Source organism: Paeniglutamicibacter sulfureus, from assembly GCF_030512175.1.
In the GTDB taxonomy this organism is placed as follows: domain Bacteria; phylum Actinomycetota; class Actinomycetes; order Actinomycetales; family Micrococcaceae; genus Paeniglutamicibacter; species Paeniglutamicibacter sulfureus.
On sequence record NZ_JAULBL010000002.1, the window covers coordinates 956,502 to 977,138 of the forward strand.

General features: G+C 66.0%; 19 protein-coding genes. 9 read left to right on the forward strand and 10 right to left on the reverse strand.

The features are described from left to right. Positions 1-25: 25 nt before the first annotated feature. On the reverse strand, positions 26-916 hold the full coding sequence (locus Q2T94_RS11030; protein WP_264269562.1) for an amidohydrolase family protein: 891 nt from the start codon (positions 914-916) through the stop codon (positions 26-28). A gap of 73 nt (positions 917-989) precedes the next feature. Then, on the reverse strand, positions 990-2,294 hold the full coding sequence (locus Q2T94_RS11035; RefSeq protein ID WP_264269561.1) for an MFS transporter: 1,305 nt from the start codon (positions 2,292-2,294) through the stop codon (positions 990-992). On the opposite strand from Q2T94_RS11035, the gene Q2T94_RS11040 reads away from it, so the two are divergent. From Q2T94_RS11040 to Q2T94_RS11060, 5 genes are all read left to right on the forward strand, one after another. After that, positions 2,293-2,493 carry a hypothetical protein gene (locus tag Q2T94_RS11040; protein WP_264269560.1) on the forward strand — a complete coding sequence of 67 codons (201 nt, stop codon included), beginning with the start codon at positions 2,293-2,295 and terminating at the stop codon, positions 2,491-2,493. The genes Q2T94_RS11035 and Q2T94_RS11040 overlap by 2 nt on opposite strands. Before the next feature lie 172 nt (positions 2,494-2,665). After that, positions 2,666-3,502 carry an IclR family transcriptional regulator gene (locus Q2T94_RS11045; protein ID WP_302264330.1) on the forward strand — a complete coding sequence of 279 codons (837 nt, stop codon included), beginning with the start codon at positions 2,666-2,668 and terminating at the stop codon, positions 3,500-3,502. Positions 3,503-3,905: 403 nt separating this feature from the next. Beyond that, positions 3,906-4,664: an SDR family oxidoreductase gene (locus Q2T94_RS11050; RefSeq protein WP_302264331.1), complete on the forward strand. Its 759-nt coding sequence runs from the start codon at positions 3,906-3,908 to the stop codon at positions 4,662-4,664. A 36-nt stretch (positions 4,665-4,700) separates the two neighbouring features. Beyond that, positions 4,701-5,996, forward strand: coding sequence for an MFS transporter (locus Q2T94_RS11055; protein WP_264269557.1), 1,296 nt, complete (start codon positions 4,701-4,703; stop codon positions 5,994-5,996). A 222-nt stretch (positions 5,997-6,218) separates the two neighbouring features. Then, a complete protein-coding gene (locus Q2T94_RS11060; protein ID WP_264269556.1) occupies positions 6,219-6,893 on the forward strand; it encodes a metal-dependent transcriptional regulator in 675 nt (224 codons plus the stop codon). A gap of 459 nt (positions 6,894-7,352) precedes the next feature. Here the strand turns inward: Q2T94_RS11060 and Q2T94_RS11065 are convergent, their stop codons facing one another. After that, on the reverse strand, positions 7,353-8,633 hold the full coding sequence (locus Q2T94_RS11065) for a glycosyltransferase (protein WP_302264333.1): 1,281 nt from the start codon (positions 8,631-8,633) through the stop codon (positions 7,353-7,355). Between the two features lie 172 nt (positions 8,634-8,805). Then, positions 8,806-9,114, reverse strand: a complete 309-nt coding sequence (locus Q2T94_RS11070; protein ID WP_264269554.1) for a hypothetical protein — start codon at positions 9,112-9,114, stop codon at positions 8,806-8,808. Between the two features lie 133 nt (positions 9,115-9,247). On the opposite strand from Q2T94_RS11070, the gene Q2T94_RS11075 reads away from it, so the two are divergent. Both Q2T94_RS11075 and Q2T94_RS11080 read left to right on the forward strand, forming a co-directional pair. Further along, on the forward strand, positions 9,248-9,445 hold the full coding sequence (locus tag Q2T94_RS11075; protein WP_264269553.1) for a hypothetical protein: 198 nt from the start codon (positions 9,248-9,250) through the stop codon (positions 9,443-9,445). A gap of 155 nt (positions 9,446-9,600) precedes the next feature. After that, complete coding sequence (locus Q2T94_RS11080; RefSeq protein WP_264269552.1) at positions 9,601-10,884, forward strand: dicarboxylate/amino acid:cation symporter; 1,284 nt, start codon at positions 9,601-9,603, stop codon at positions 10,882-10,884. 145 nt (positions 10,885-11,029) lie between these two features. Here the strand turns inward: Q2T94_RS11080 and Q2T94_RS11085 are convergent, their stop codons facing one another. The 3 genes from Q2T94_RS11085 to Q2T94_RS11095 are packed head-to-tail and all read right to left on the reverse strand — an operon-like array spanning position 11,030 to position 13,595. Further along, positions 11,030-11,899: a metal ABC transporter permease gene (locus Q2T94_RS11085; protein WP_264269551.1), complete on the reverse strand. Its 870-nt coding sequence runs from the start codon at positions 11,897-11,899 to the stop codon at positions 11,030-11,032. Then, positions 11,896-12,639, reverse strand: coding sequence for a metal ABC transporter ATP-binding protein (locus Q2T94_RS11090; RefSeq protein ID WP_302264338.1), 744 nt, complete (start codon positions 12,637-12,639; stop codon positions 11,896-11,898). The genes Q2T94_RS11085 and Q2T94_RS11090 overlap by 4 nt, the downstream gene beginning before the upstream one ends. Next, complete coding sequence (locus tag Q2T94_RS11095; protein ID WP_302264340.1) at positions 12,636-13,595, reverse strand: metal ABC transporter substrate-binding protein; 960 nt, start codon at positions 13,593-13,595, stop codon at positions 12,636-12,638. The genes Q2T94_RS11090 and Q2T94_RS11095 overlap by 4 nt, the downstream gene beginning before the upstream one ends. 304 nt (positions 13,596-13,899) lie before the next feature. Here Q2T94_RS11095 and Q2T94_RS11100 point away from each other — a divergent pair, with 304 nt between their 5' ends. Together Q2T94_RS11100 and Q2T94_RS11105 are read left to right on the forward strand one after the other, a co-directional pair. Continuing rightward, positions 13,900-14,679, forward strand: coding sequence for a VOC family protein (locus Q2T94_RS11100; protein ID WP_302264342.1), 780 nt, complete (start codon positions 13,900-13,902; stop codon positions 14,677-14,679). 321 nt (positions 14,680-15,000) lie between these two features. After that, positions 15,001-15,534 carry a cupin domain-containing protein gene (locus Q2T94_RS11105; RefSeq protein WP_302264343.1) on the forward strand — a complete coding sequence of 178 codons (534 nt, stop codon included), beginning with the start codon at positions 15,001-15,003 and terminating at the stop codon, positions 15,532-15,534. 34 nt (positions 15,535-15,568) lie between these two features. Here the strand turns inward: Q2T94_RS11105 and Q2T94_RS11110 are convergent, their stop codons facing one another. The 3 genes from Q2T94_RS11110 to Q2T94_RS11120 are packed head-to-tail and all read right to left on the reverse strand — an operon-like array spanning position 15,569 to position 20,637. Beyond that, on the reverse strand, positions 15,569-17,077 hold the full coding sequence (locus tag Q2T94_RS11110; RefSeq protein ID WP_302264345.1) for an FAD-dependent oxidoreductase: 1,509 nt from the start codon (positions 17,075-17,077) through the stop codon (positions 15,569-15,571). Continuing rightward, positions 17,074-19,242: a molybdopterin oxidoreductase family protein gene (locus Q2T94_RS11115; protein WP_302264346.1), complete on the reverse strand. Its 2,169-nt coding sequence runs from the start codon at positions 19,240-19,242 to the stop codon at positions 17,074-17,076. The genes Q2T94_RS11110 and Q2T94_RS11115 overlap by 4 nt, the downstream gene beginning before the upstream one ends. Continuing rightward, the gene (locus tag Q2T94_RS11120) at positions 19,243-20,637 is read right to left on the reverse strand and encodes an MFS transporter (protein WP_302264348.1); all 1,395 of its coding nucleotides are present in this window, start codon (positions 20,635-20,637) and stop codon (positions 19,243-19,245) included.

Sequence of the window (20,637 nt, forward strand, 5' to 3'; positions counted from 1 at the left end):
TCCCGGAGGCGGGCGTGGCGGTGCGTTAGGAGGAGGTGGTGCCGGAATCGAGTCCGAGCAGCCTCACGGCGTTGTCCTTGATGATTTTTTGGCGCGGTCCCTCGCGCAGCTCCAGCTTCGCGAAGTCGGCCATCCAGCGATCCGGCGGCAACAGCGGGAAGTCGGAGCCGAAGAGGACCTTGTCCTGGAGCATGGTGTTGGCGTACTGCACCAGGTTGGCCGGGAAGTACTTGGGCGACCAGCCGGAGAGATCGATGTACACGTGGTTGTGGCGCACCGCCACCGCCAGGGCCTCGTCCTGCCAGGGGAAGGAGGGGTGCGCCATGATGATGCGCAGTTCGGGGAAGTCCACCGCCACGTCGTCCAGGGCCATCGGGTTGGAGTACTTCAAACGGATCCCGCCGGATCCGGGCATTCCGGCGCCGATGCCGCTCTGGCCGGTGTGGAAGAGTGCGGGGACGCCCAGTGACTGGATTTCCTCGTAGAGCGGGTAGGCGGTGCGGTCGTTCGGGAAGAAGGACTGCAGGTTCGGGTGGAACTTGAATCCCTTAATCCCGTAGTCCTGCACCAGGATGCGGGCCTCGGTGATGGCCGCCTTGCCGCGCGCCGGGTCGATGCTGGCGAAGGGGATGAGCACGTCGGCGTGCTTGGCCGCCTCCTCGGCGATGTAGCGGTTGGAGATCGGCGGGTGGCCGGTGGTGGCCTCGTGGTCGACGGTGAACACGACGGCTGCCATGTTCCGTTCGCGGTAGTGGGCCGCGACGGCCTCGATCCCCAGCGGGTCGTGGGCCGCGCCGAAGTGCGCCTGCGCGGCCTCGCGGAAATCGTCAGGCATGTCGGTGTGGCCGTGGTCGTCGGATTCGATGTGGACGTGCATGTCGATCGCGACCAGGTCGGCGACGTTGATCTTGCTCATGGTGGCGTTTATTCCTAGCCGGTGGCGGACGGGGCCGCCACCGATCGCTGGTTTGTCGGAAGGGGAAAGCAGGTCAGGAAAGAGTTGCGGCAACCGGTTCCGTCGAGCGGGTTTGGCGCTTGAGCGAGAAGGCCAACGCCACGATGCACAGGGCGGAAGCGGCCAGCGGGGCGGCGAAGAGCACGAAGATGTTCTCCGGCTTCCAGCCGCCGGCCAGCAGATAGCCGACCAGGATCGGGGCGACGATGGAAACCAGGCGGCCGAGGCCGATCATCCAGCCGACACCGGTTGCCCGGGCCCGGGCGCTGTAGATCTCGGGGGAGACCGTGTAGAAGCCGGCGATGCCCGCGGTGGTGAGCATGCCCAAGAAGAGCGCAAGCACCATGGCCAGGGTGATCTGGGTGAAGAGCATGGAGAAGACAACGTAGGCGGCGGCCGATCCGAGCAGCGCGATGACCAGCAGCGGGCGTGCTCGGTAGCGCACGGCCAAGGCGCTGAAGACGAAGCAGCCCAGGATGCCGCCGGCGTTGGCGATGGTGCCTGTGGTGACGCCGATCGAGTTGTCGCCGGTGACGCCGGCAATGATCTTCGGGGTCCAGGTGTTGGCGAAGTAGTATGCGGCCACGAGGCAGCCATAGCCCGCCCAGAGCATGAAGGTGCGGAAACGGATCGGGGTGGTCAGGATTTCGCCGATCGCCGACTGCTCCTTGCCGGTGGCCGTGATGGCCGGCAGTGCGTCCAGTGCCGGGCGCCCGATCTTGGCGAGGATGTTGTTCACGCGCTTGAGGGCGCCGGCGGGCCGGCGGGTGAACAGGTAGTCAAGGGATTCGGGAAGCCAGATCCACGAGACGACGAGCATGATGATGGTCAAGACCGCACCGACGGCGAAGAGGGAGTGCCAGCCGAAGTTCGGGATCAACGGTCCGGCCACGAGGCCGCCGATGGTGGCGCCGATCGGGTAGCCGGCGGTGTAGATGCCCATGATTGAACCGCGACGCTTGTTCGAGGAGTATTCGGACACCAGGACGTTCAGGTTGGCCATCATGCCGCCGACGCCCAGGCCGGTCACGATCCGGAAGACCAGGAGTTGGGTGGCATCGCCGGCGAAGACCGAAGCGACCATGCCGATGCTGATGACGACGAGGGAGATCAGGGTGAGGCGGCGGCGCCCGATCTTGTCGGCGAGCGGAGTGAGGAAGATGGAACCTGCAGCCATGCCGAAGAGGCTTGCGCTCAGCAGGAATCCGAGGGCGGCGGGCTGGATGCCCCACTCGCGAGAGAGCACCGGCGCGGCGTAGGCCATGGCGGCCACATCGAAACCGTCAATCAGGATCAGGGTCAGGGCGATGACGACCGCCATTACCTGGAACCGGCTCATGGCCGAACTACGTATTTCCGCGAGAGTTTCCATGGGAGCTTCCTGGTTTGGTAAAGGTGCAACGGGCGGAACGCCGCCCGTCAATGTGAGTTTAGTCATGGATGTGACGGAGGAACCATATTTTGTGCGCAAATTCCGTTATACAGAATTGTTGATGATGATTTCATCGCGATTCACCCTTTGGCTTTGGGGTCTGTAGGGAATCCGCGGGGTACGTGCCCGGCTCTCGATCGTCAGACTCATTCCGTATGAAGGAATTCATGATGGTTGGGAGGAGGGCGCGCAGAGTGTGTCCCCCGGGAGCGGCATGGGCGGTGCCGCACCCGTCAGCGGAGCCCGGGTGCCGGGCGGCAACATGGGATGCTTGTGCCATGACCAACTCCACGCCGGATGCAGCTGCGAGCGATTCCAAATCTTGGACCGACGGCGCAACGCAGTCGCCCATCGAATCGGTTGACCGCGCGTTGCAATTGGCTCTCATGCTCCGCTTCGGTGGCACCTTGACCGTCACCGAGGCGGCCGCGCGGCTCGGCGTGGCGGTCTCCACGGCGCACCGCCTGCTGGCCGCCCTTTCCTACCGGGGATTTGCCGGCCAGGACCGAGAACGGCGCTATGTGGCGGGACCTGTTCTTGCCGCCCACGCGGTCGGGGCCATAGCCCGAAGTTCATTGCGCGACCTGGCCCGCCCGGCACTTGAACGGCTCCATGCCAGGCTCCATGAAACCGTGGGCTTCATGGTGTTGGAAATGGGCTCGGTTCGTTTCCTCGACGGCATAGATGAAATGGAGCAGAACCTGAGGGTGGTGATTCGTGTCGGGGACAAGTTGCCGGCGCTCGAGTCGGCCGGCGGCAAGGCCATGCTGGCGCAACTGCGAAATGACGACCTTGCCGCAGTTACATCCGCATCGGGGGTCCCGGCGCCGCTGGACGAGCGGGCCGGGTCGGAAGGTGGATCGCTTGCAACGCTGAAGCGGCATCTGGCTGTGGTTCGCCGCAATGGCTATGGGGTGAATTTGGAGGAAACCTCACCGGGCATCTGTGGAGTGGGCGTTGCGATCCCCACGACAGGACAGCCGCTCGGGGCCTTTACGACCGTTCTGCCCACGGCACGCTTCCATCGGGATGAGCTCAAGGGCTACGTTGAGGCCCTTGCTCAGGCGGCGGACGAGACCGGCCGTCGCATCGCGGATCTGACGCGCGCGCTCTGAGGTCGGATAGTTCCCTGCCGGGCAATAATCCCCGCTTCGTGTGACCAAGGAAATGTTGCGTTCGACTTTCCTCTGGACGGAAAAGTTGACGAGATTTCCTGGACAGAACCCCTACTTGTATGTAATTGCATGTAATTTCTACGAGGGTGAGAACTTGACATTCCGGCAGCGGGAAAACCGGAATTGCGGTGTGATCGGCGCCGTTGACGCCGGATTCGGGCAGGCCTACTGTATGGAATGCATCAACACCGGGAGCGGAATTCCTTTCCGCACCGTGAGACGCATACAAGCACGGACCGTCACCCGCCGGACCACCTGGCCCGAGAGTCCCGGCCCTCGCCGTACATAAGAATGCGAACCGAAGTCGTGGGATCCACGGCATCGCGTAGAAGGAGTCGAAATCATGTCACAGCGTGTACTCATCACCGCCGGAGCCGGCGGAATCGGACTGGCCATCGCCAAGGCTTTCGTTGCCAACGGCGCCCGCGTCCACATCGCCGACGTCAACGCCGAGGCCGTCGCGGCGATCGTCGCGGAAAACGAGAACACCACCGGTTCGGTCGGCGACATCAGCAAGGCCGAGGACCTCGAGGTGCTCTTCAAGGACATCGAGGAACAGCTTGGCGGCCTGGATGTGCTCGTCAACAACGCCGGCATCGCCGGAGCCACCGCCCCGGCCAACGACTACCCGATCGACACCTGGGCCGCCGTCGTGAACATCAACCTCACAGGCACCCTCATGGTCACCCAGCGCGCCATCCCGCTGCTCAAGGAATCCGACGCGGGCTCCATCCTGGTGATGTCCTCGCTGGCCGGCCGCTTCGGCTACCCGAACCGCATCGCCTACGCCACGACCAAGTGGGGACTGGTCGGCTTTGCCAAGACGCTCGCCCTGGAACTGGGCGATTTCGGCATCACCGCCAACACCATCCACCCCGGAGCCGTCGAGGGCCCGCGCATGGGCAGCGTATTGGCAGGCCGCGCCGAGGCCAACGGCACCACGGTGGAGGAAGAAACCAACAAGGCGCTGGACAACCAGTCGATCCGCAAGTTCATCGACCCCAACGACATCGCCCAGCTGGCCCTCTTCCTGGCCGGCCCGCACGCCCGCACGATCTCGGGACAGATGTTCCCGATCGACGGCGACTCGAAGCACTCCTAGGCAATCTGAACCACTAGCTGAATCGCAGAACCGGACATGTCCACCACAAGTAACACTTTCGGCGAAAACCTTGCACAGGCCGCAGGCGCGGGCAACCCCCGCCCCGGGCTGTGGAAGGGCCGCATCATCATCATCGTTGGGCTGCTGCTGCTGGGCATCGGCCTGCGCTACGCGGTCACCGGGCTCTCGCCACTGCTGACCACCGTCACCGGCGAACTGGGCATCGGCACCGCCGGGGCCACCTTCATCGGCATGCTGCCCACGCTGAGCTTCGGCATCGGCGGCTTCCTGGCCCCGGTCATTGTGCGCAAGATCGGGCTGGAGGCAACCGCCCTGATCGCCGTGATCCTGGCCGCCGTCGGCACCATGGTGCGTCCCTTCAGCGACAGCCCCGCGATCTTCATGGCCCTGACGTTCGTGGCCCTGCTGGGCATGGGCTTCGGCAACGTGGCTGGCGCCCCGCTGGTCAAGAAGCACTTCCCCGACCGCCAGGCCTCCATGGTCACCGTCTTCGCCCTGCTGATGCAGGCCGGGGCAACGCTGCCGGCCATGACGGCGCTCCCGCTGGCCAATGCCGGCGGCTGGCAGTTCTCGCTCGCCTCGTGGGGCGTGCTCTCACTGGTCGCCGTCCTGCCCTGGACGCTGGTGCTTCTGAAGGAACGCCGCAGCGGTGCCCCCACCGCGGCGCAGAGTGCCACGGCCGGTGCGGCGGCCGGAACGGGTCTGGGCCTGGGCCGCTTGGTCGCCAGCCCCGTCGCCGTCGGAACCGCACTGTTCTACGCCATGGCCTCGCTGAACATCTATGCCATGCTGGCCTGGCTGCCCACGATCATGCAGCAGGGCTTCGGGCTGGACAAGGGATCGGCCGCCACGGCGTTTTCCGTCTACACGTTCATGACCCTCCCGATGGCGGTGATCACCCCGCTGATCGCCAACAAGATGCGCAACCCGGCGATCCTCGCGGTGATCCTGTCGGCGGCCGGCCCGCTGGGCTACCTGCTGATGCTGACCGGAATCGGCCCGCTGTGGCTCGCCGCCCTGGTGGCAGGTCTCGCCGGAGGAGCCTTCCCGCTGGCGATCGCGATGTTCAACCTGCGCAGCCGCACCACCGCGGGGTCCGCGGCCATGGCAGGATTCGCGATGGGCGTCGGCTACCTCTTCGGCACCCTTGGCCCGCTGCTGGGTGGTTGGCTCTTCTCCACCACCGGTGGCTGGACCGTCCCGCTGTGGGTGTACGTGGCAACCTTCATCCCGATGTCTCTGGGCGGCATCATGATGGCCCGTACCGGCCGATACGTCGAGGACAAGGCCGGGGTCGCCGGCCAGGCGTAACCGCGCGGTACACGGCGACCCGGACCCCGGTCCATGTACGCGAACGGCCCGGTCAAGCGACCGGGCCGTTCGCATGGGCGGGAGCCTCCGGGCACGCGCAAGCGCCAAGCCCCCTGTACGGCATTTTGAACTTCCGCGACCGCCTCGAGCGGGGCCGGATCCAGGCGATGTCACACCCGGGCCGGAAACCGGTGTGCGGGTGCGCTCTGTAGACTCGTACACATGTCGGTTTCGGATCTTTCCATCAGCACGCAAAACTATTTGAAGGTCATTTGGGGGCTCTCCGAATGGTCGGACGATCCCGTCACCGCAACAGACATCGCACAGAAATCCGGGCTGAAGGTCTCCTCGGTCTCCGATGCGGTGCGCAAGCTGACCGCGCAGGGCCTGGTCAGCCACGCCCGCTACGGTGCCGTCGAGCTGACCGAAGTGGGCAGAAAGTACGCACTGGACATGGTGCGCCGGCACCGGCTGCTGGAAACCTTCCTGGTCCAGACCCTGGCCTACAACTGGGACCAGGTCCACGACGAAGCCGAAAACCTCGAGCACGCCATGAGCGACTTCATGGTCGAACGCCTTGATGCCTTCCTGGGCCACCCCGACCGCGATCCGCACGGGGACCCGATCCCCAGTGCCGACGGGGTGCTGACCAGGCCTGACGCCGTATTGCTGAGCACCGTGGAGCCCGGCGTCCGGGTCACCGTGGAGCGGATCAATGACGAGGACCCGGCGTTGCTGCAGTACCTCAGCGCGCAGGGTGTTGTGCCCGGGGTGGACCTGGTCATCACCGAGGCAGCCCCGTTCTCCGATGCGGTGCTGCTGCAGGTCGCCGACGGAACCGGCACCATCAGCCTGGGACGCCAGGCCACCGAGGCGCTGCACGTCTCGCGCGGCTAGAAGGGCAGCGGCACCACGCGCTGCCAGGGTCCTGGCTTCGCCGTCGATGTCGCTCCGGGGCGGCTTACCTGGCGGCCTGCAATTGTCGGGCTTGATCTTGATGTTGTATGGCAAGGAATGGTCGCCGGTGATTGATGTTCGCATCTCCAAAGCGATAGGAATCGCGGCAAATCAGGGTTCATGGCGTTGCCTTACTGAATCAAGATGGCGATCGCCCGGTCGAGGAGGACCGTATTCCACGGGAGGGTGGCGCCCGTGAGAAGATTCAGCACTGAAGTCCGGTAGCGCTTCTGCCGGGTGTGTGTCGAATGGTGGAACGAATACGAGTTGGGCAGCTGGCCAGATGTTATGCGTGCCTTGCTCGATTTCCAAGACGAAGCAGACACGCTCCATGGGTACTGCACCTCCGGGGAAGACCGGCTGTGGTCGCGACCACCCGGGTGATCGCCGTGGGATGGCCTATTGGCCGACGGCTGTCACTCCCGTGATCTGTTCCAGGACGTGCACGCCGACGACGAGACCGTTTTCAGCGCGGATGGCGGCACCCACCTCATCGGCGCGGGAGGTATAGGAGTCGGTGTGGACGAGGGCGCCGAGACTGCTGGCCAGGCCCGTGCCCAGGTCCCTGGCCGGGAGCGGGGCGGGGCCGACGCCGAGCGCATGGACCCGCGTTCCCCAGAATGGCTGGTCCCCAGGGAACGGCACGACCAGCGTCGGGCGACCCGCCCGCAGTCCGGCCGCGGTCGAGCCCGCGCCGCCGTGGTGCACGACTGCCGCGACTCGCGGGAAGAGCCACGCGTGGGGCGCGCCCTCGATGACCAGCACGTCCTCGGTCCCGGCCTCGCCGGGAGTGATGCCTCCCCAGCCGGTCGCGATGATCCCGCGCAGGCCGTGGACCCGCAGTGCGGCCAGGATGGTGTCTCGGCGCTCGTTCGCTCCCTTGCCGAAGCCCATGGAGCCGAACCCGACATAGACCGGAGGCTCACCTGCCGCGAGGAAGTCCGCCAGGTGCGCCGGCGGCTCCCAGGCGGCGCCGTCGACGTCATCCAGGAACCAGTACCCAGTGACGTGGGCCGAAGGCGGGTAGTCCGCGGGGACCGGCAGAACGTGCCTGCTGTACGGGTACATGACGTGGACCGAGCTGCCGTCCGAATTCCTGAGCGGGTCCGCGAGGTGGCCGATGCGACCCAGACCGACCTCGCGCCGGAAGTCGTTGACCATGCCGCCATACATGACACCGGCCATCCGCCTGAACCCGTAGGTCGCGCGATTTCCCCACGCACCGAAGGAGGCGCCGCCGAAGAACGGCATCGCGTGCGCACGCGTTGGGGTGAAAAACGGCAGCGGGAGCGACAGCACGCCGGGCACGCCCAGCGCCTCGGCGATGTGCTGCCCGGCAAGACACTTGGGGTGGTACACGACAACGTCCGGGTGCGCCGCCTGCGCGGCAGCCCAACACTCCGCGTTCAGCTCGCGCATCGCGGTGCTCATGATCCCCAGCGTTCGCCACGCATCCAGGGGTCCACTCAGATCCGGCATGACTTCCTGGAGTAGGCGCAGCATCGTGGAGCCGGCGGGCTGGTGCGTGATGGTCCCGGGACCGCTGTGCGGGATCAGATCCGCGAACCCCTCGGGGACGGCGAGGGTGACGTCGTGCCCGGCGCGGGCGAGCGCGCCGGCGAGGGCGGCGTAGGGCTGGATGTCGCCGCGGGTCCCGAACGACATGATCAAGACATGCATGGCAGGTTCCTCCGGACGGGATCCTTGACCGCCCAGCGGGGCTGCCGCATCGCCGAATAGACTTCCCGGTCCCTTTCAACGACATCTTGACTACGCTTAGCCATTTTGTGGGCGGTATCCCTGAAAGTTCCAGGCGGCGTATAAAAGGACCGGAACTGGCGCGAAGGTAGAACTAGGATTCCTTGCGGTGTCCGCCAAAGATCATCGAGGCCAGCGCTGCGACCCCGGTGACGGTGAATACTGCCGGCCAGGCACCGATCTTTTTGGCCAGTGGGTGGGACGCAACGAATGCCGCGATGTACGTGCAAGTGAGGGCGGCCGCCCGTGCCGTGCCGGCGTCGTTTTTCCAGACGGTGAAGGCGGCCAGGCCGCATGCCGCCAAAACGGCACCACCTGCCTGACGGTTGCCCGTATCGCGGGCGACTTTGTAGCCGAGCAGGAGGCCGGTCTTGGCCATTCCGGTCGAAATGATGCGCGACATCCGAGATCTCCTTCGGCGGTACGGACAAGCGTCAACTTAAGCATAGGTCCGGTGCCGGTGAACACGCAGGAAAAATCACTGTCGGTCTCATACCACGGCGCTATCGAGCCGCCGGAAAGGCGCCTGCGATAAGGTGCGCACGGCGTACCAGCGGCTGCTGGAGCACGAGGCCATAAGCCAGTTCCATACCGAGGCGCTCGCGGCTATCCAACGGTTCCTGAACCCGACGGTCATCACCCGCAGCCTCAAGACCAACCGGAACCAGCTCATTAACCGGGCCAAGACGCGGGCCCAGGGCGTTGACGTTCCATTTGGCGAGCAAATTAACTGAGGCACGCAAGGATTCTTGCGAGCACTAATCTTGAGTCAAAGCGACTGATTTCGAGGAATGGCTCACAGCGTCTAATATGGCTGAGGCGTGGGCTGCGCCACAAACCAGCTTGCGCATCGCCGTGCGACCCGACCCCGTCGACTTAAGGACCCCCCATGAAGCTGCTCAAATCGATTCCCCTGCTTGGCTGGATTCTCCTGGCCATTGTCCTGGGCATACTGACTGGGCCGATCATGCCGGCTTGGCTCGGTGGGGCATTCCTGACCTACAACTCGATTTTCTCGGGTTTCCTCGGCTTCATCGTGCCGCTGATCATCCTGGGCCTGGTCGCACCGGCAATCGCCGAACTCGGCAAGGGTGCCGGCAAATGGCTCGGGATCACCGCCGCCATCGCCTACGGCTCCACGATCCTCGCCGGACTGCTCGCCTACTTCGTGAGCCGCTGGCTGTTCACTCCGTCCTTGTCGGGCGGCGGCCTCGAGGCCTTGGGCGAAGAATCCGATTCGGGCTTCACCCCCTACATCACGCTGGTGGCCAGTGCCGGCGACTCGGCCACCGAGATCGTGCTTGAGCCGGTCATCGGCGTGATGAGCGCACTCGTGCTCGCCTTCGTGATCGGCGTGGGCCTGACCGCGTTCCATTCCAAGGTGCTCTTCCGCGGAGCCGTCGAATTCCGCACGATCATCGAATCCGTGATCCGCCGCATCATCGTCCCCGCATTGCCGCTGTTCATCTTCGGAATCTTCATGGACCTCTCGGCCAGCGGTGCCGCCGTCGCCGTGGTCACCAAGTTCCTGCTCGTGGCCCTCGTATCCTTTGCCCTGACGTTTGTCGTGCTGCTGGTGCAGTACTCCGTGGCCGGATCGATGACGGGGCAAAACCCGCTCAAGGCACTGTGGCGCATGCGCGATGCCTACTTCACCGCGCTGGGCACCTCCTCCTCGGCCGCGACGATTCCGGTCACGCTGGCCTCAACCAAGAAGAACGGCGTCTCCGACTCGGTGGCCGGTTTCGTGATCCCGCTGTGCGCCACGATCCACCTCTCCGGCTCGATGGTCAAGATCACCTGCTTCTCGATCGCGGTGCTGCTGCTCACCGGCGGTGACGTCACCTTTGGCGCGTACCTCCCGTTCATCCTGATGCTCGGTGTCATGATGATCGCCGCCCCGGGCGTTCCCGGCGGCGCGATCGCCGCCGCGGCCGGCCTGCTGGCCCAGATGCTCGGCTTCGGCGAGGTCGAGGTTGGCCTGATGTTCGCCGCATACATCGCGCTGGACAGCTTCGGCACGGCAACCAACGTGACCGGCGACGGCGCCATCGCACTGATCATGAACAAGCTCACCCGCGGCCACCTCGGTGCGCAGGCACAGGATCCGTCCGACGAAAAGGTGGAGACGATCGAGCGCAGCGCGACCGAATCGCACACGCTGGCCGAGTAACACCCCCCGTCTCCGCACCCACAGCAAACACAAAAGAAGCCGATGTTGCAGCGCAACATCGGCTTCTTTTGTACCTGGTGGAAATCCTGTCGGGACGGGCGACGCCCCAAACGGCCTGGTGTCCGCCGCTTCGGGTGGACGGGTATTACTTGGGGGTGCGCAGGCGGCGCGCCGATCTGGAGATGCGGCGTCCAAGCAGCCCTTGGGTGGGGCTGAAGAGGTAGACCAGCGCGAACACCGCTCCCTGGGTCAGCACGATCATGCCGCCCGAGGCCGTGTCCAGGTAGTAGCTGATGTACAGCCCGATGACCGCACAGGCGACTGAGACCGCCGGGGCGATGACCAGCATTCGTCCGAACCTGTCGGTGAGCAGATGCGCCGTGGCGCCGGGGATGATCAGCATGGCGACCACCAGGATGACGCCCACCGCCTGGAGCGCCACCACCGAGGTCAGTGCCAGCAGGCCCAGCAGCGCAGCACCCAGCAGGCGCGGATTCAGGCCGATGGCGTGGGCGTGGGTCGCATCGAAGGCAAAGAGCGTGAAGTCCCGGCGCTTGAGCAGCAACGCACCCAGGGCCAGCACGCCCAGGATGACGATCTGGATGAGCTCGGGCTTGGAAACCCCCAGAAGGTTTCCGAAGATGATGTGGCCCAGGTCGGTCTGCGAGGGGGTGACGGAGATCAGCACCAGGCCCAGGGCAAAGAGCGTGGAGAAGACAATGCCGATGGCCGCGTCCTCCTTGATGCGGCTGGTGTCGCGCACCGCCCCGATCAGTGCCACGGCAAGGAAACCGAAGAGCAGCGCGCCGATCGCGAAGGGCACCGAGAACACGTAGGCCAGCACGACGCCCGGGAGTACCGCGTGGGAGACGGCATCGCCCATCAGCGACCAGCCGATGAGCACCAGCCAGCAGGAGAGCACCGCGCAGACGGCAGCGGCGGTCACCGCCGTGGCCAGGGCGTTGATCATGAAGCCGTAGCCCAGCGGCTCGAGGAGCAAGTCGAGGAGGTTCATGCTGCGTCCCCCCGTCCCAGCACGTCAAGCCCGAAGGCCAGGGCAAGGTTTTCGGGCCGCAGGACCGTCTTGGGATCCCCGTGCATCAGCACCCGCTGCATCAACAGCACGGCCTCGTCGGCCAGTTCGGGCAGGGCGTGCAAGTCATGGGTGGAGATTAGGATCGCCGCCCCTGCCCGTGCCTGCTCGCGCAGCAGCCGGGTGATCGTGGCCTCGGAGCGCTTGTCGACCCCGGCGAACGGTTCATCCAGCAGCAGGATCGTGGCGTCCTGGGCGATGCCGCGGGCCACGAAGGCGCGCTTTTTCTGCCCGCCGGAGAGCTGCCCGATCTGCCTTTGGGCGTAATCGGTGAGTTCCACGCGTTCAAGGGCCTCGTCGACCGCCAGCTTGTCGGCCTTGGAGGGGCGGCGGGTGAAACCCATGTGCCCGTAGCGGCCCATCATGACCACGTCGTGCACCGAGACCGGGAAGGCCCAGTCGACGTCTTCGCTTTGCGGCACGTAGCCGATGGCCGCCGACTTGCGGGCCTGGGCGGGAGTGCCGCCGTTGACGCGCACCGTCCCGGAGTCCGGCTTGACCAGGCCCATGATGGCCTTGAACAGCGTCGATTTTCCCGAACCGTTCATGCCCACCAGGCCACAGATGCGCGAGTTCTTCAATTCCAGGCTGGCATCCTTCAGGGCCAGGACGTCCCCGTAGCGCACGGTGAGGTCCTGGACGGTGACGGCCAGGGCGCTCATGGCTTTTCCCCGGTCAGGGCCTGAAGGATCACGTCGGTGTCGTGCCGGATGAGATCGAGATAGGTGGGCACCGGGCCATCGGCCTCGGAGAGCGAGTCGACGAACAGGGTGCCGCCATAGGTGCTTCCCGAGCCCTGCACGACCTGTTGCATCGGGGCATCGGAGACGGTGGATTCGCAGAACACCGCGGGCACCTCATTGTCCTTGACGAACTCGATGGCCGAGGCGATCTGCCGCGGGGTGGCCTGCTGCTCGGCGTTCACCGCCCAGATGTACTTTTCGGTCAGGCCTGCGTCGCGGGCCAGATAGGAGAAGGCGCCCTCGCAGGTCACCAGAGCACGCTCATTCTCCTTGAGCCCGGAGAGTCCCTGGACCAGGTTCTTCTCCAGCGTTTCCAGCTCCGCGTTGTAGGCAGTGGCGTTCCGGGTGTAGTATTCGCGGTTTTCCGGGTCGAGTTCGATAAAGGCGTCGCGGATGTTTTCCACGTATATTTTCACGTTGACCGGGCTCATCCAGGCGTGCGGGTTGGGCAGGCCGGCATTGGCGTCCTCGGAGATGTCCATGACCTCGACGCCTTCGCTGACCACCACGTGCGGCACGTCGAGTTCGACGATGAACTGCTCGAACCAGGCCTCGAGGTTCAACCCGTTGTCCAGGATCAGATGCGCGCGCGAGGCCTTGGCGATGTCCTGCGGCGTGGGTTCATAGCCGTGGATCTCGGCACCTGCCTTGGTGATCGACTCGACGGTGATCTTGTCCCCGCCAACGTTCCTGGCGATGTCGGCCAGCACGGTGAAGGTGGTCAGCACCACCGGGCGGTCGGAGTCGTCCTGCCCGGAAATGGCCCCGGGGGAGTCGCACCCGGAAAGCGTTGCTGCAAGTGCCAGGCAGGCCAGGGCCGCGGACAGCCGGCGGCGCCAGGAGGTGAAGGCGCGGGTGCGGGAAGGATTCGTCATTGAGGTCCTATGCGGGGCGGTGTGTCGGTGGGTGAAAACAGCGGGTAATTCATAGTACGGCATGACGTACATGGATGTACGCCTCGGCGTAACCCTGTTTGTCCGGACGTCGGGGGGTGTGGGTTCGAGGAAGAATTCCGGTCCGCCGGGGCCACGGTGCCAGGGCGGCGGATGAGACGGACCGACGCTCCATCCTACTTACTGCCCGGTACGTGGCTTCAGCCCATTGATGTGTCGCCACCGCGGGCATAGACTCACGCCTGGACCCACGTTACACACCCTCATTCATTGCGTTGGAGGCACCATGCCCAAGCCGGAACTCACCGTCGGCGCTCCCTGCTGGATCGACCTGCTGACCTCCGCCCCGGAGAAATCCCAGGCGTTCTACACCGAGCTCTTCGGCTGGACCTACGAGGCCGGGGATGCAGAACTGTATGGCGGCTACATCACCGCTTCCAAGGACGGGAAGATGGTAGCCGGGATCATGAACAACGACGGTACCTCCGGGTCCCCGGATGTCTGGACCACCTATCTGCGGGTGGATGACATTGACGCCGCAACGAAGGCGGCGGCCGAGCACGGCGGGCAGGTCTACCTGCCGCCCATGGAGGTTCCCGAGCAGGGCAAGATGGCGATGTTCGGGGACGCCGGAGGCGCGGCGGTGGGGATCTGGGAGTTTGGCGGACACACCGGATACGAAGTGGTTGCCGAAAACGGTGCACCCGCCTGGCACGAACTTTTTACCCGGGACTTTGCCCCGACCGTGAAGTTCTATGAGGACGTCTTCGGCTGGGACACCGCGGTGGTGGGCGACACCGATGAATTCCGATACACCACACTCGGCGCCGGGGATGATTCCAAGGCAGGAATCATGGATGCCAGTTCGTTCCTGCCCGCGGGCGCACCGGCCAGCTGGCATGTGTACTTCGCGGTTGAGAACGCCGACGCCATCATCGAAAAGACCTTGGCTTTGGGTGGCGAGGTCATCCAGCCTGCGGAAGATACGCCGTTCGGGCGCAATGCAGCGCTGAAGGATCCAACGGGCGCGGAGTTCTGGATTACCCAGGACATCGGGCAAGTCTAAATGTGCCGGGACCGGGCCACCGGTTCCCGACGGCAGGGGGGAAACATTGACGTCGGCGCTTTGCTGCTTGGGGCGCGAGGCGCCGACGCCAATGCCCTTTATGCGATGTCCGCTGCCGAGTCCCGCGTTTAGGCCGGAATAGGGACCCGCGGGATAGACGTGGGTTTGCCGGTCAACTCCGAAGGCATATATATCAGCCAGTCGAGGCGCATCGAGCCTGCCCCCGGATCGGGGCAAGACGCGGGCACTGAAATCACCGTGGCCATGGCCTTGGGGTGGCAGTGAGTCTAGTCTCGGAACATGGTGCAAATTGGAGAAGAGATGGTCAATGCCCGCTCCGGCGAACGATTTGTCTGGCGGGCGACGCGAGTGTCAACGGGTGGGGAATACTGCGAGTTTGATCTGTACTTGGCACCGGGCGCGCGGGTGGCGGCCGCCCACCGCCATCCGAATCAGGAAGAGCGCTTCACCACGGTTGTCGGGCGTCTTGACTTGGTAAAAGGTGACAAGCGAACGGTGCTGGGTCCTGGCGAAGTTGGCGTCATTCCGCCGGGTACCGCACACCGATGGGGCAATGCCGGGGAGCCCGCACATGCGATCGTGCGGCTGAGCCCCGCACTGCACTCCGAGGAATTCTTTGCAATGTTCTGTCTGCTGGCATCCGAGGGCAAGGCCAATGCCGCGGGACTTCCCCGAAACCCGCTGCAGATGGCGGTGCTGCTGGACGCCTATCGCGAGGAATTCGATTTTGCGACCGCGTCACAACACCGCATGCTCAGCGCTCCTCTGGCCGCGCTGGGCGCGATTGGCCGCCGTATCGGACTGCGTAGCGGACATCCCTACGAAGATTCCTGAGTTTTCGAACGACGACCTCCCCTGCTCGATGTGTCTAGGCCGGGACAGGGACACGCAACATCGCCTCGATCTTCCCGCGGCACCCGCCGCAGCCCGTGCCTGCCCGGCAAGCGGCACCGACCTCGGCCACCGTGGAGCAACCTTCTTCCACGGCGTGGGCCACCTGCCCGTGGGTGGCACCCGAGCAACGGCAAAGCTGGTCATCGGCACCCGCGGCAACCAGTGAATCGTCAAGGCCCGGGTCATCGAGCCGCAGCAACGAGGATCGATCTTCCGGCAATGTGCTGCCCCGTTCAAAGGCCAGCACCATTTCGGCACCCGTGCGCGGCAACCCAATCGCCAGGAACCCGGTGAGCACATCCTGCTCCGTGACGAGCTTGAGGTATCGGCCTGCCTTCGGATCGGCAAACACGCTCACCCGCGCCTGGCCCTCGTCCCACGGGCCGGCCATCACGTTTCCGGCAACCACCAGTTCCAGGCCCTGGCCCTTGAGCATCAAGACGTTTGAAGCACCGTGCCTCGGTGCGGCAGTCGGTGGATCCAGAGGCGCGCTCGCCGCGTCGGGGGCCGGCGCCCGGTGGGTGAGCAGAAAATCCGCCAACCATGCGGCCTGCGCCCAGCCCGGGGCCAACAACCCGGCCGGGGCAGCTCCCGCCACCTCGGCGCAGTCTCCCAGCGCAAAGACCCGGTTCTCGGTGTCGGCCACCAGATATTCGTTGGTGTGGATGCCCCTGCCGACCTTCAGCCCGCAACCGGCGGCCAGCTCGGTGCGTGCCCGCACCCCGCAAGAGAGCATCAGCGCATCCCCTGCGATCTCGCCATGGTCTTCGGTCGCCAGAGCGGTGAATCCCGAGAAATCCCGGCGCACTGCGGTGGCCCGGACCCCGGAGACGACCTCGACGCCGGCGCTACGCAGGGAGCGGGCCAGAAGCATGCCGCCATCGGTGTCCACGGCACGGCCCAGCGGGGCGGGGCCGTGGTGCACCAGCACCGGACGGTGCCCGGCCTCTGCCATGGCAAGGGCTGCCTCGATGCCCAGGATGCCGCCACCGAGCACCAACACCCGGCCACCGGACTCCAGCACCCGGTTCAGCGCAGCGGCATCCTCGAGGGTGCGCAGCGCCATGACGCCGGAGGGCAGGTTGGCCTCGGCATGCGGGGCGAAGTCCAGCCCGTTCAGCGTCGGCACCACCGGGCGGGCGCCGGTGGCGAACACCAGCCGGTCATAGCCCAGCGTTCGTCCCGAGTCCAGGTGCACCCGGCGGCGCGAGCGGTCCACCCGCGTGACGGTTTCCCCCAGGTGCAAACCGACGCCCGCCGCCACCAGGCGCAACGGATCGATCATCGCCAGGTGCTCCGCCGAGGTCGCGCCGCTGGCCACCTCGGCCAAGAGCACGCGGTTGTAGGCGGCATGTTCCTCGGCCGAGACGACATCCACGGTGAACAGGCCCGCGGCCAGGCCCGGAAGCAGTCCCTCCAGCAACGAGGCCGCGACCGGACCGAAGCCGATGACCAGGATGCGTTCGCGGATCGTCCCACTCATGATTCATCTCCCAACGGGTGCAGGGACACCGGTGCGTTCTTGAATTCGGGCATGGCGCTGAGAGGATCCACCTGGGAGCCGGTGAGCAGGTTGGCGTTCTGGGCCCCGGCAAAGTGGAAGGGCAGGAACACGGTGTCCAGGCGGACCGCAGTGCTCAGGGCCGCCCGGGCCACGACCTCCCCGCGCACATTGCGCACTGCGACGCGTTGGCCTTTGGTGATGCCGTGGGCGCGTGCGGTGCCGGGGTGGATTTCCAGCCGGGCCTCGGGTGCCGCCCCCGCCAGTTCGGCGATCCGGCGGGTTTGCGCCCCGGATTGGTAGTGTTCCAGCAACCGCCCGGTGACCAGGGCCAACTGGCCTTCGGCGTGCAGCGCCTCGATGCGGGCGCGCGAGTGCACAGGGACCAGAAGTGCCTTTCCATCGGGATGGGCAAACCCTTCCAGGAAGAGCCGCGGGGTGCCCGAGCGCTGCCCCGGAACCCGGGACACCGCGTGGCCGGCCGAGCAGGGCCAGTAGACGGCCGCCCCCGCGTCGAGGTCGTCCCAGTCAACGCCGGAGTAGTCGGCCAGCCCGCCGGCCGAAGCCAGGCGCAGCTCCTCGAAGACCTCGCGGGCGTCGGCCGAAAACGTTCCGGGGGACTCCAGCCGCTTGGCGAGTTCGGCCATGATCCACAATTCGCCGCGTGCGCCTTCCGGTGCGCGAAGCGCCGCTCGGCGACGCAGGACCCGACCCTCGAGGTTGGTCATGGTGCCCTCTTCCTCGGCCCACTGCAGCACCGGCAGAACGAGGTCCGCCTCCGCTGCGGTCTCGGAGAGGAAGAAGTCGCAGACCACCAGGAAGTCCAGGCGGCGCAGGGCCTCCAGGACCTTGGAGGCATCCGGGGAGGAGATGACGGGGTTTGAGGCGTGGACCATGAGCATGCGGGATCCGGATTCGGTGCCCAAGGTGTGCAAAAGCTCGGTGGCCGGGATGCCGGGACCGGGAAGGGTTTCGGGGGCCACGCCCCATACCCCGGCCACATGTTTGCGGTGGGCGGGATCGGTGATCTTGCGGTAGCCGGGAAGCTGGTCGGACTTCTGCCCGTGCTCGCGCCCGCCCTGGCCATTGCCCTGGCCGGTGATGGTCCCAAAACCCCCGGCCAGGGTGCCGGGCAGGCCCAGCAACAGTGCGAGGTTGATGGCGGCGGTGGTGGTGTCGGTGCCGTTGGCGTGCTGTTCGACCCCGCGCCCGGTCAGGATGTAGACGCCACCGCCGCCGGTCTTGGCGGCGGTGGCCGCGGCGGCCAGGGCGCGGGCGGTGCGCCGGATCTCCGCGGCGGGAACGCCGGTGATGGTGGCGACGCGTTCGGGCCACCAGGCGCCGACCGAGGCCCGCAGTCCCGCCAGCCCTTTGGTGCGCGTGGCAAGGTAGTGGTCGTCGACCAGGGATTCGGCCAGCAGCACGTGCGCCAGGCCCAGCAGCAGCTGCAGGTCGGTGCCGGGAGTGGGCTGCAGGTGCCAGCCGGATCCGCCCACACACAGTTCGGCGGTGGCGGACCTGCGCGGGTCGACCACGATGAGTCCGCCGGAGGCGCGCGCGTTTTCCAGGTGCCGGACAAACGGCGGCATGGTCTCGGCGACGTTCGAGCCCAGCATCAGGATCATCGAGGCGGCATCAAGGTCCGCCAGCGGGAAGGGCAGGCCGCGGTCCAGGCCGAAGGCCCGGTTTCCCGCGGCAGCCGCGGAAGACATGCAGAAGCGCCCGTTGTAGTCGATGCGCGAGGTGCCAAGGGCCAGGCGGGCGAACTTCCCGAGCTGGTAGGCCTTTTCGTTGGTCAGCCCGCCGGCACCGAAGACCGCCACCGCGTCGGCCCCGTGTTCCTTGCGGATGGATGCCGCGCGGGAGGCCAGCAGGTCAAGTGCCTCATCCCAGCCCACCGGTTCGAAGCCGCCGTCGGGTCGGCGGAGCAGCGGACTGCCCAGCCGTTCGGGGTGGTTGAGCAGGTTGGCCGCGCTGTATCCCTTGCGGCACAGCGCCCCGGCATTGGTCTCGAAGTCACGCCCGGTCAGCAACACCGGTTCCCGCGCACCGGCACCCGGGCTGGGGTCCAGGCTGATGCCGCATTGCAGGGCGCAGTACGGGCAGTGCGTGGGCGTGGTTTTGGGGTCTGGGGCGGTGATCGTCATTTAGATGCTCCGACCGGCAAAGGCCGTGCCGCGGCGGATGTAGCAGAACCAGACCAGGAACATCAGGGCCGCGTACAGCGCCACGAAGAGCACAAAGGCCGCCGTGTAGGAGCCGCTGCGGGACAGGGACAGTCCCAGGGCCTGCGGAATCATGAAGCCGCCGTAGGCGCCGATGGCAGAGATCAATCCGAGGGCCGCGGCACCCTTGCGTGCCGCAGAGACGTTGCCGGTGTTGTTTTCCGCGCGCAGGGCGAAAACGACGGGGATCATCCGGTAGGTCGAGCCGTTGCCGATGCCGCTGGCGGCAAAGAGCACCAGGAACAGGGCCAGGAACGCCCAGAAGTTGGCCGCCGGCAGGATCAGCACCACACCCAGAGTCACCAGGCCCATGACCGCCAGGGCGCACAGGGTGATGCGCGCCCCGCCGATCTTGTCGGCGAGCTTGCCGCCGGCCGGCCTGGCCAGGGACCCCACCAGCGGTCCGAGGAACGCCAGGGAGAGTGCGGCGGTGCCCAGGGTGAAGGATGAATATTGCGGGAAGGTGTCGTGGATCAGCTTGGGGAAGACGGCCGAGAACCCGATGAAGGAGCCGAAGGTTCCGATGTAGAGAGCGGCAATGATCCACAGGTGCGGTTCGCGCAGGCAGGCCAGTGCGCCTCGTACGTCCGAGCGGGCGGTGCTCAGGTTGTGCATGCTGCGCTTGGCGCCGTAGGCGGCCAGAAGGATCAGCGGGATCCAGATCAGCCCCGCCAGCGGCAATTGCAGGGAACCGGCGGCGAAAATGGTGATGGCGATGGGGACGAGCAGTTGGGCCACTGCAGCACCCAGGTTGCCTCCGGCGGCGTTCAGTCCCAGCGCCCAGCCCTTCTGCGAGGCAGGGAAGAAATAGGTGATGTTGGCCATCGAGGAGGCGAAGTTGCCGCCGCCGAATCCTGCCAGACCGGCCAGCGTCAGCAACAACCAGAAGGGGGTCGCTGGGTTTGAGACTGCCAGGGCCAGTCCGCCGGCCGGAATCAGCAGCAACAGGGCCGAGACAATCGTCCAGTTTCGCCCACCGAAGCGGGCGACCATGAAGGTGTAGGGGATCCGCAGCGTGGCACCGACCAGGCTGGGCATGGAGATCAACCAGAAGAGCTGGGTGGTGCTCAGCTGGAAGCCGGCGGCCGGAAGGTAGACCGCGACCACCGCAAAGAGCTGCCAGATCACGAACCCCAGGAATTCGGCGAAGATCGACCAGCGAAGATTGGTATTGGCGGTGGTGCGACCGATGCCTTCCCAAAATCCCGGGTCTTCGGCATCCCAATTGTGTACCCAGCGCCCCGGACCCATCTCGAGACGGGCCTGCGTTGTCGGCGTGCCGGTGCGATGTTGTTCCTGCTCTAGCTGTGCGCTCAA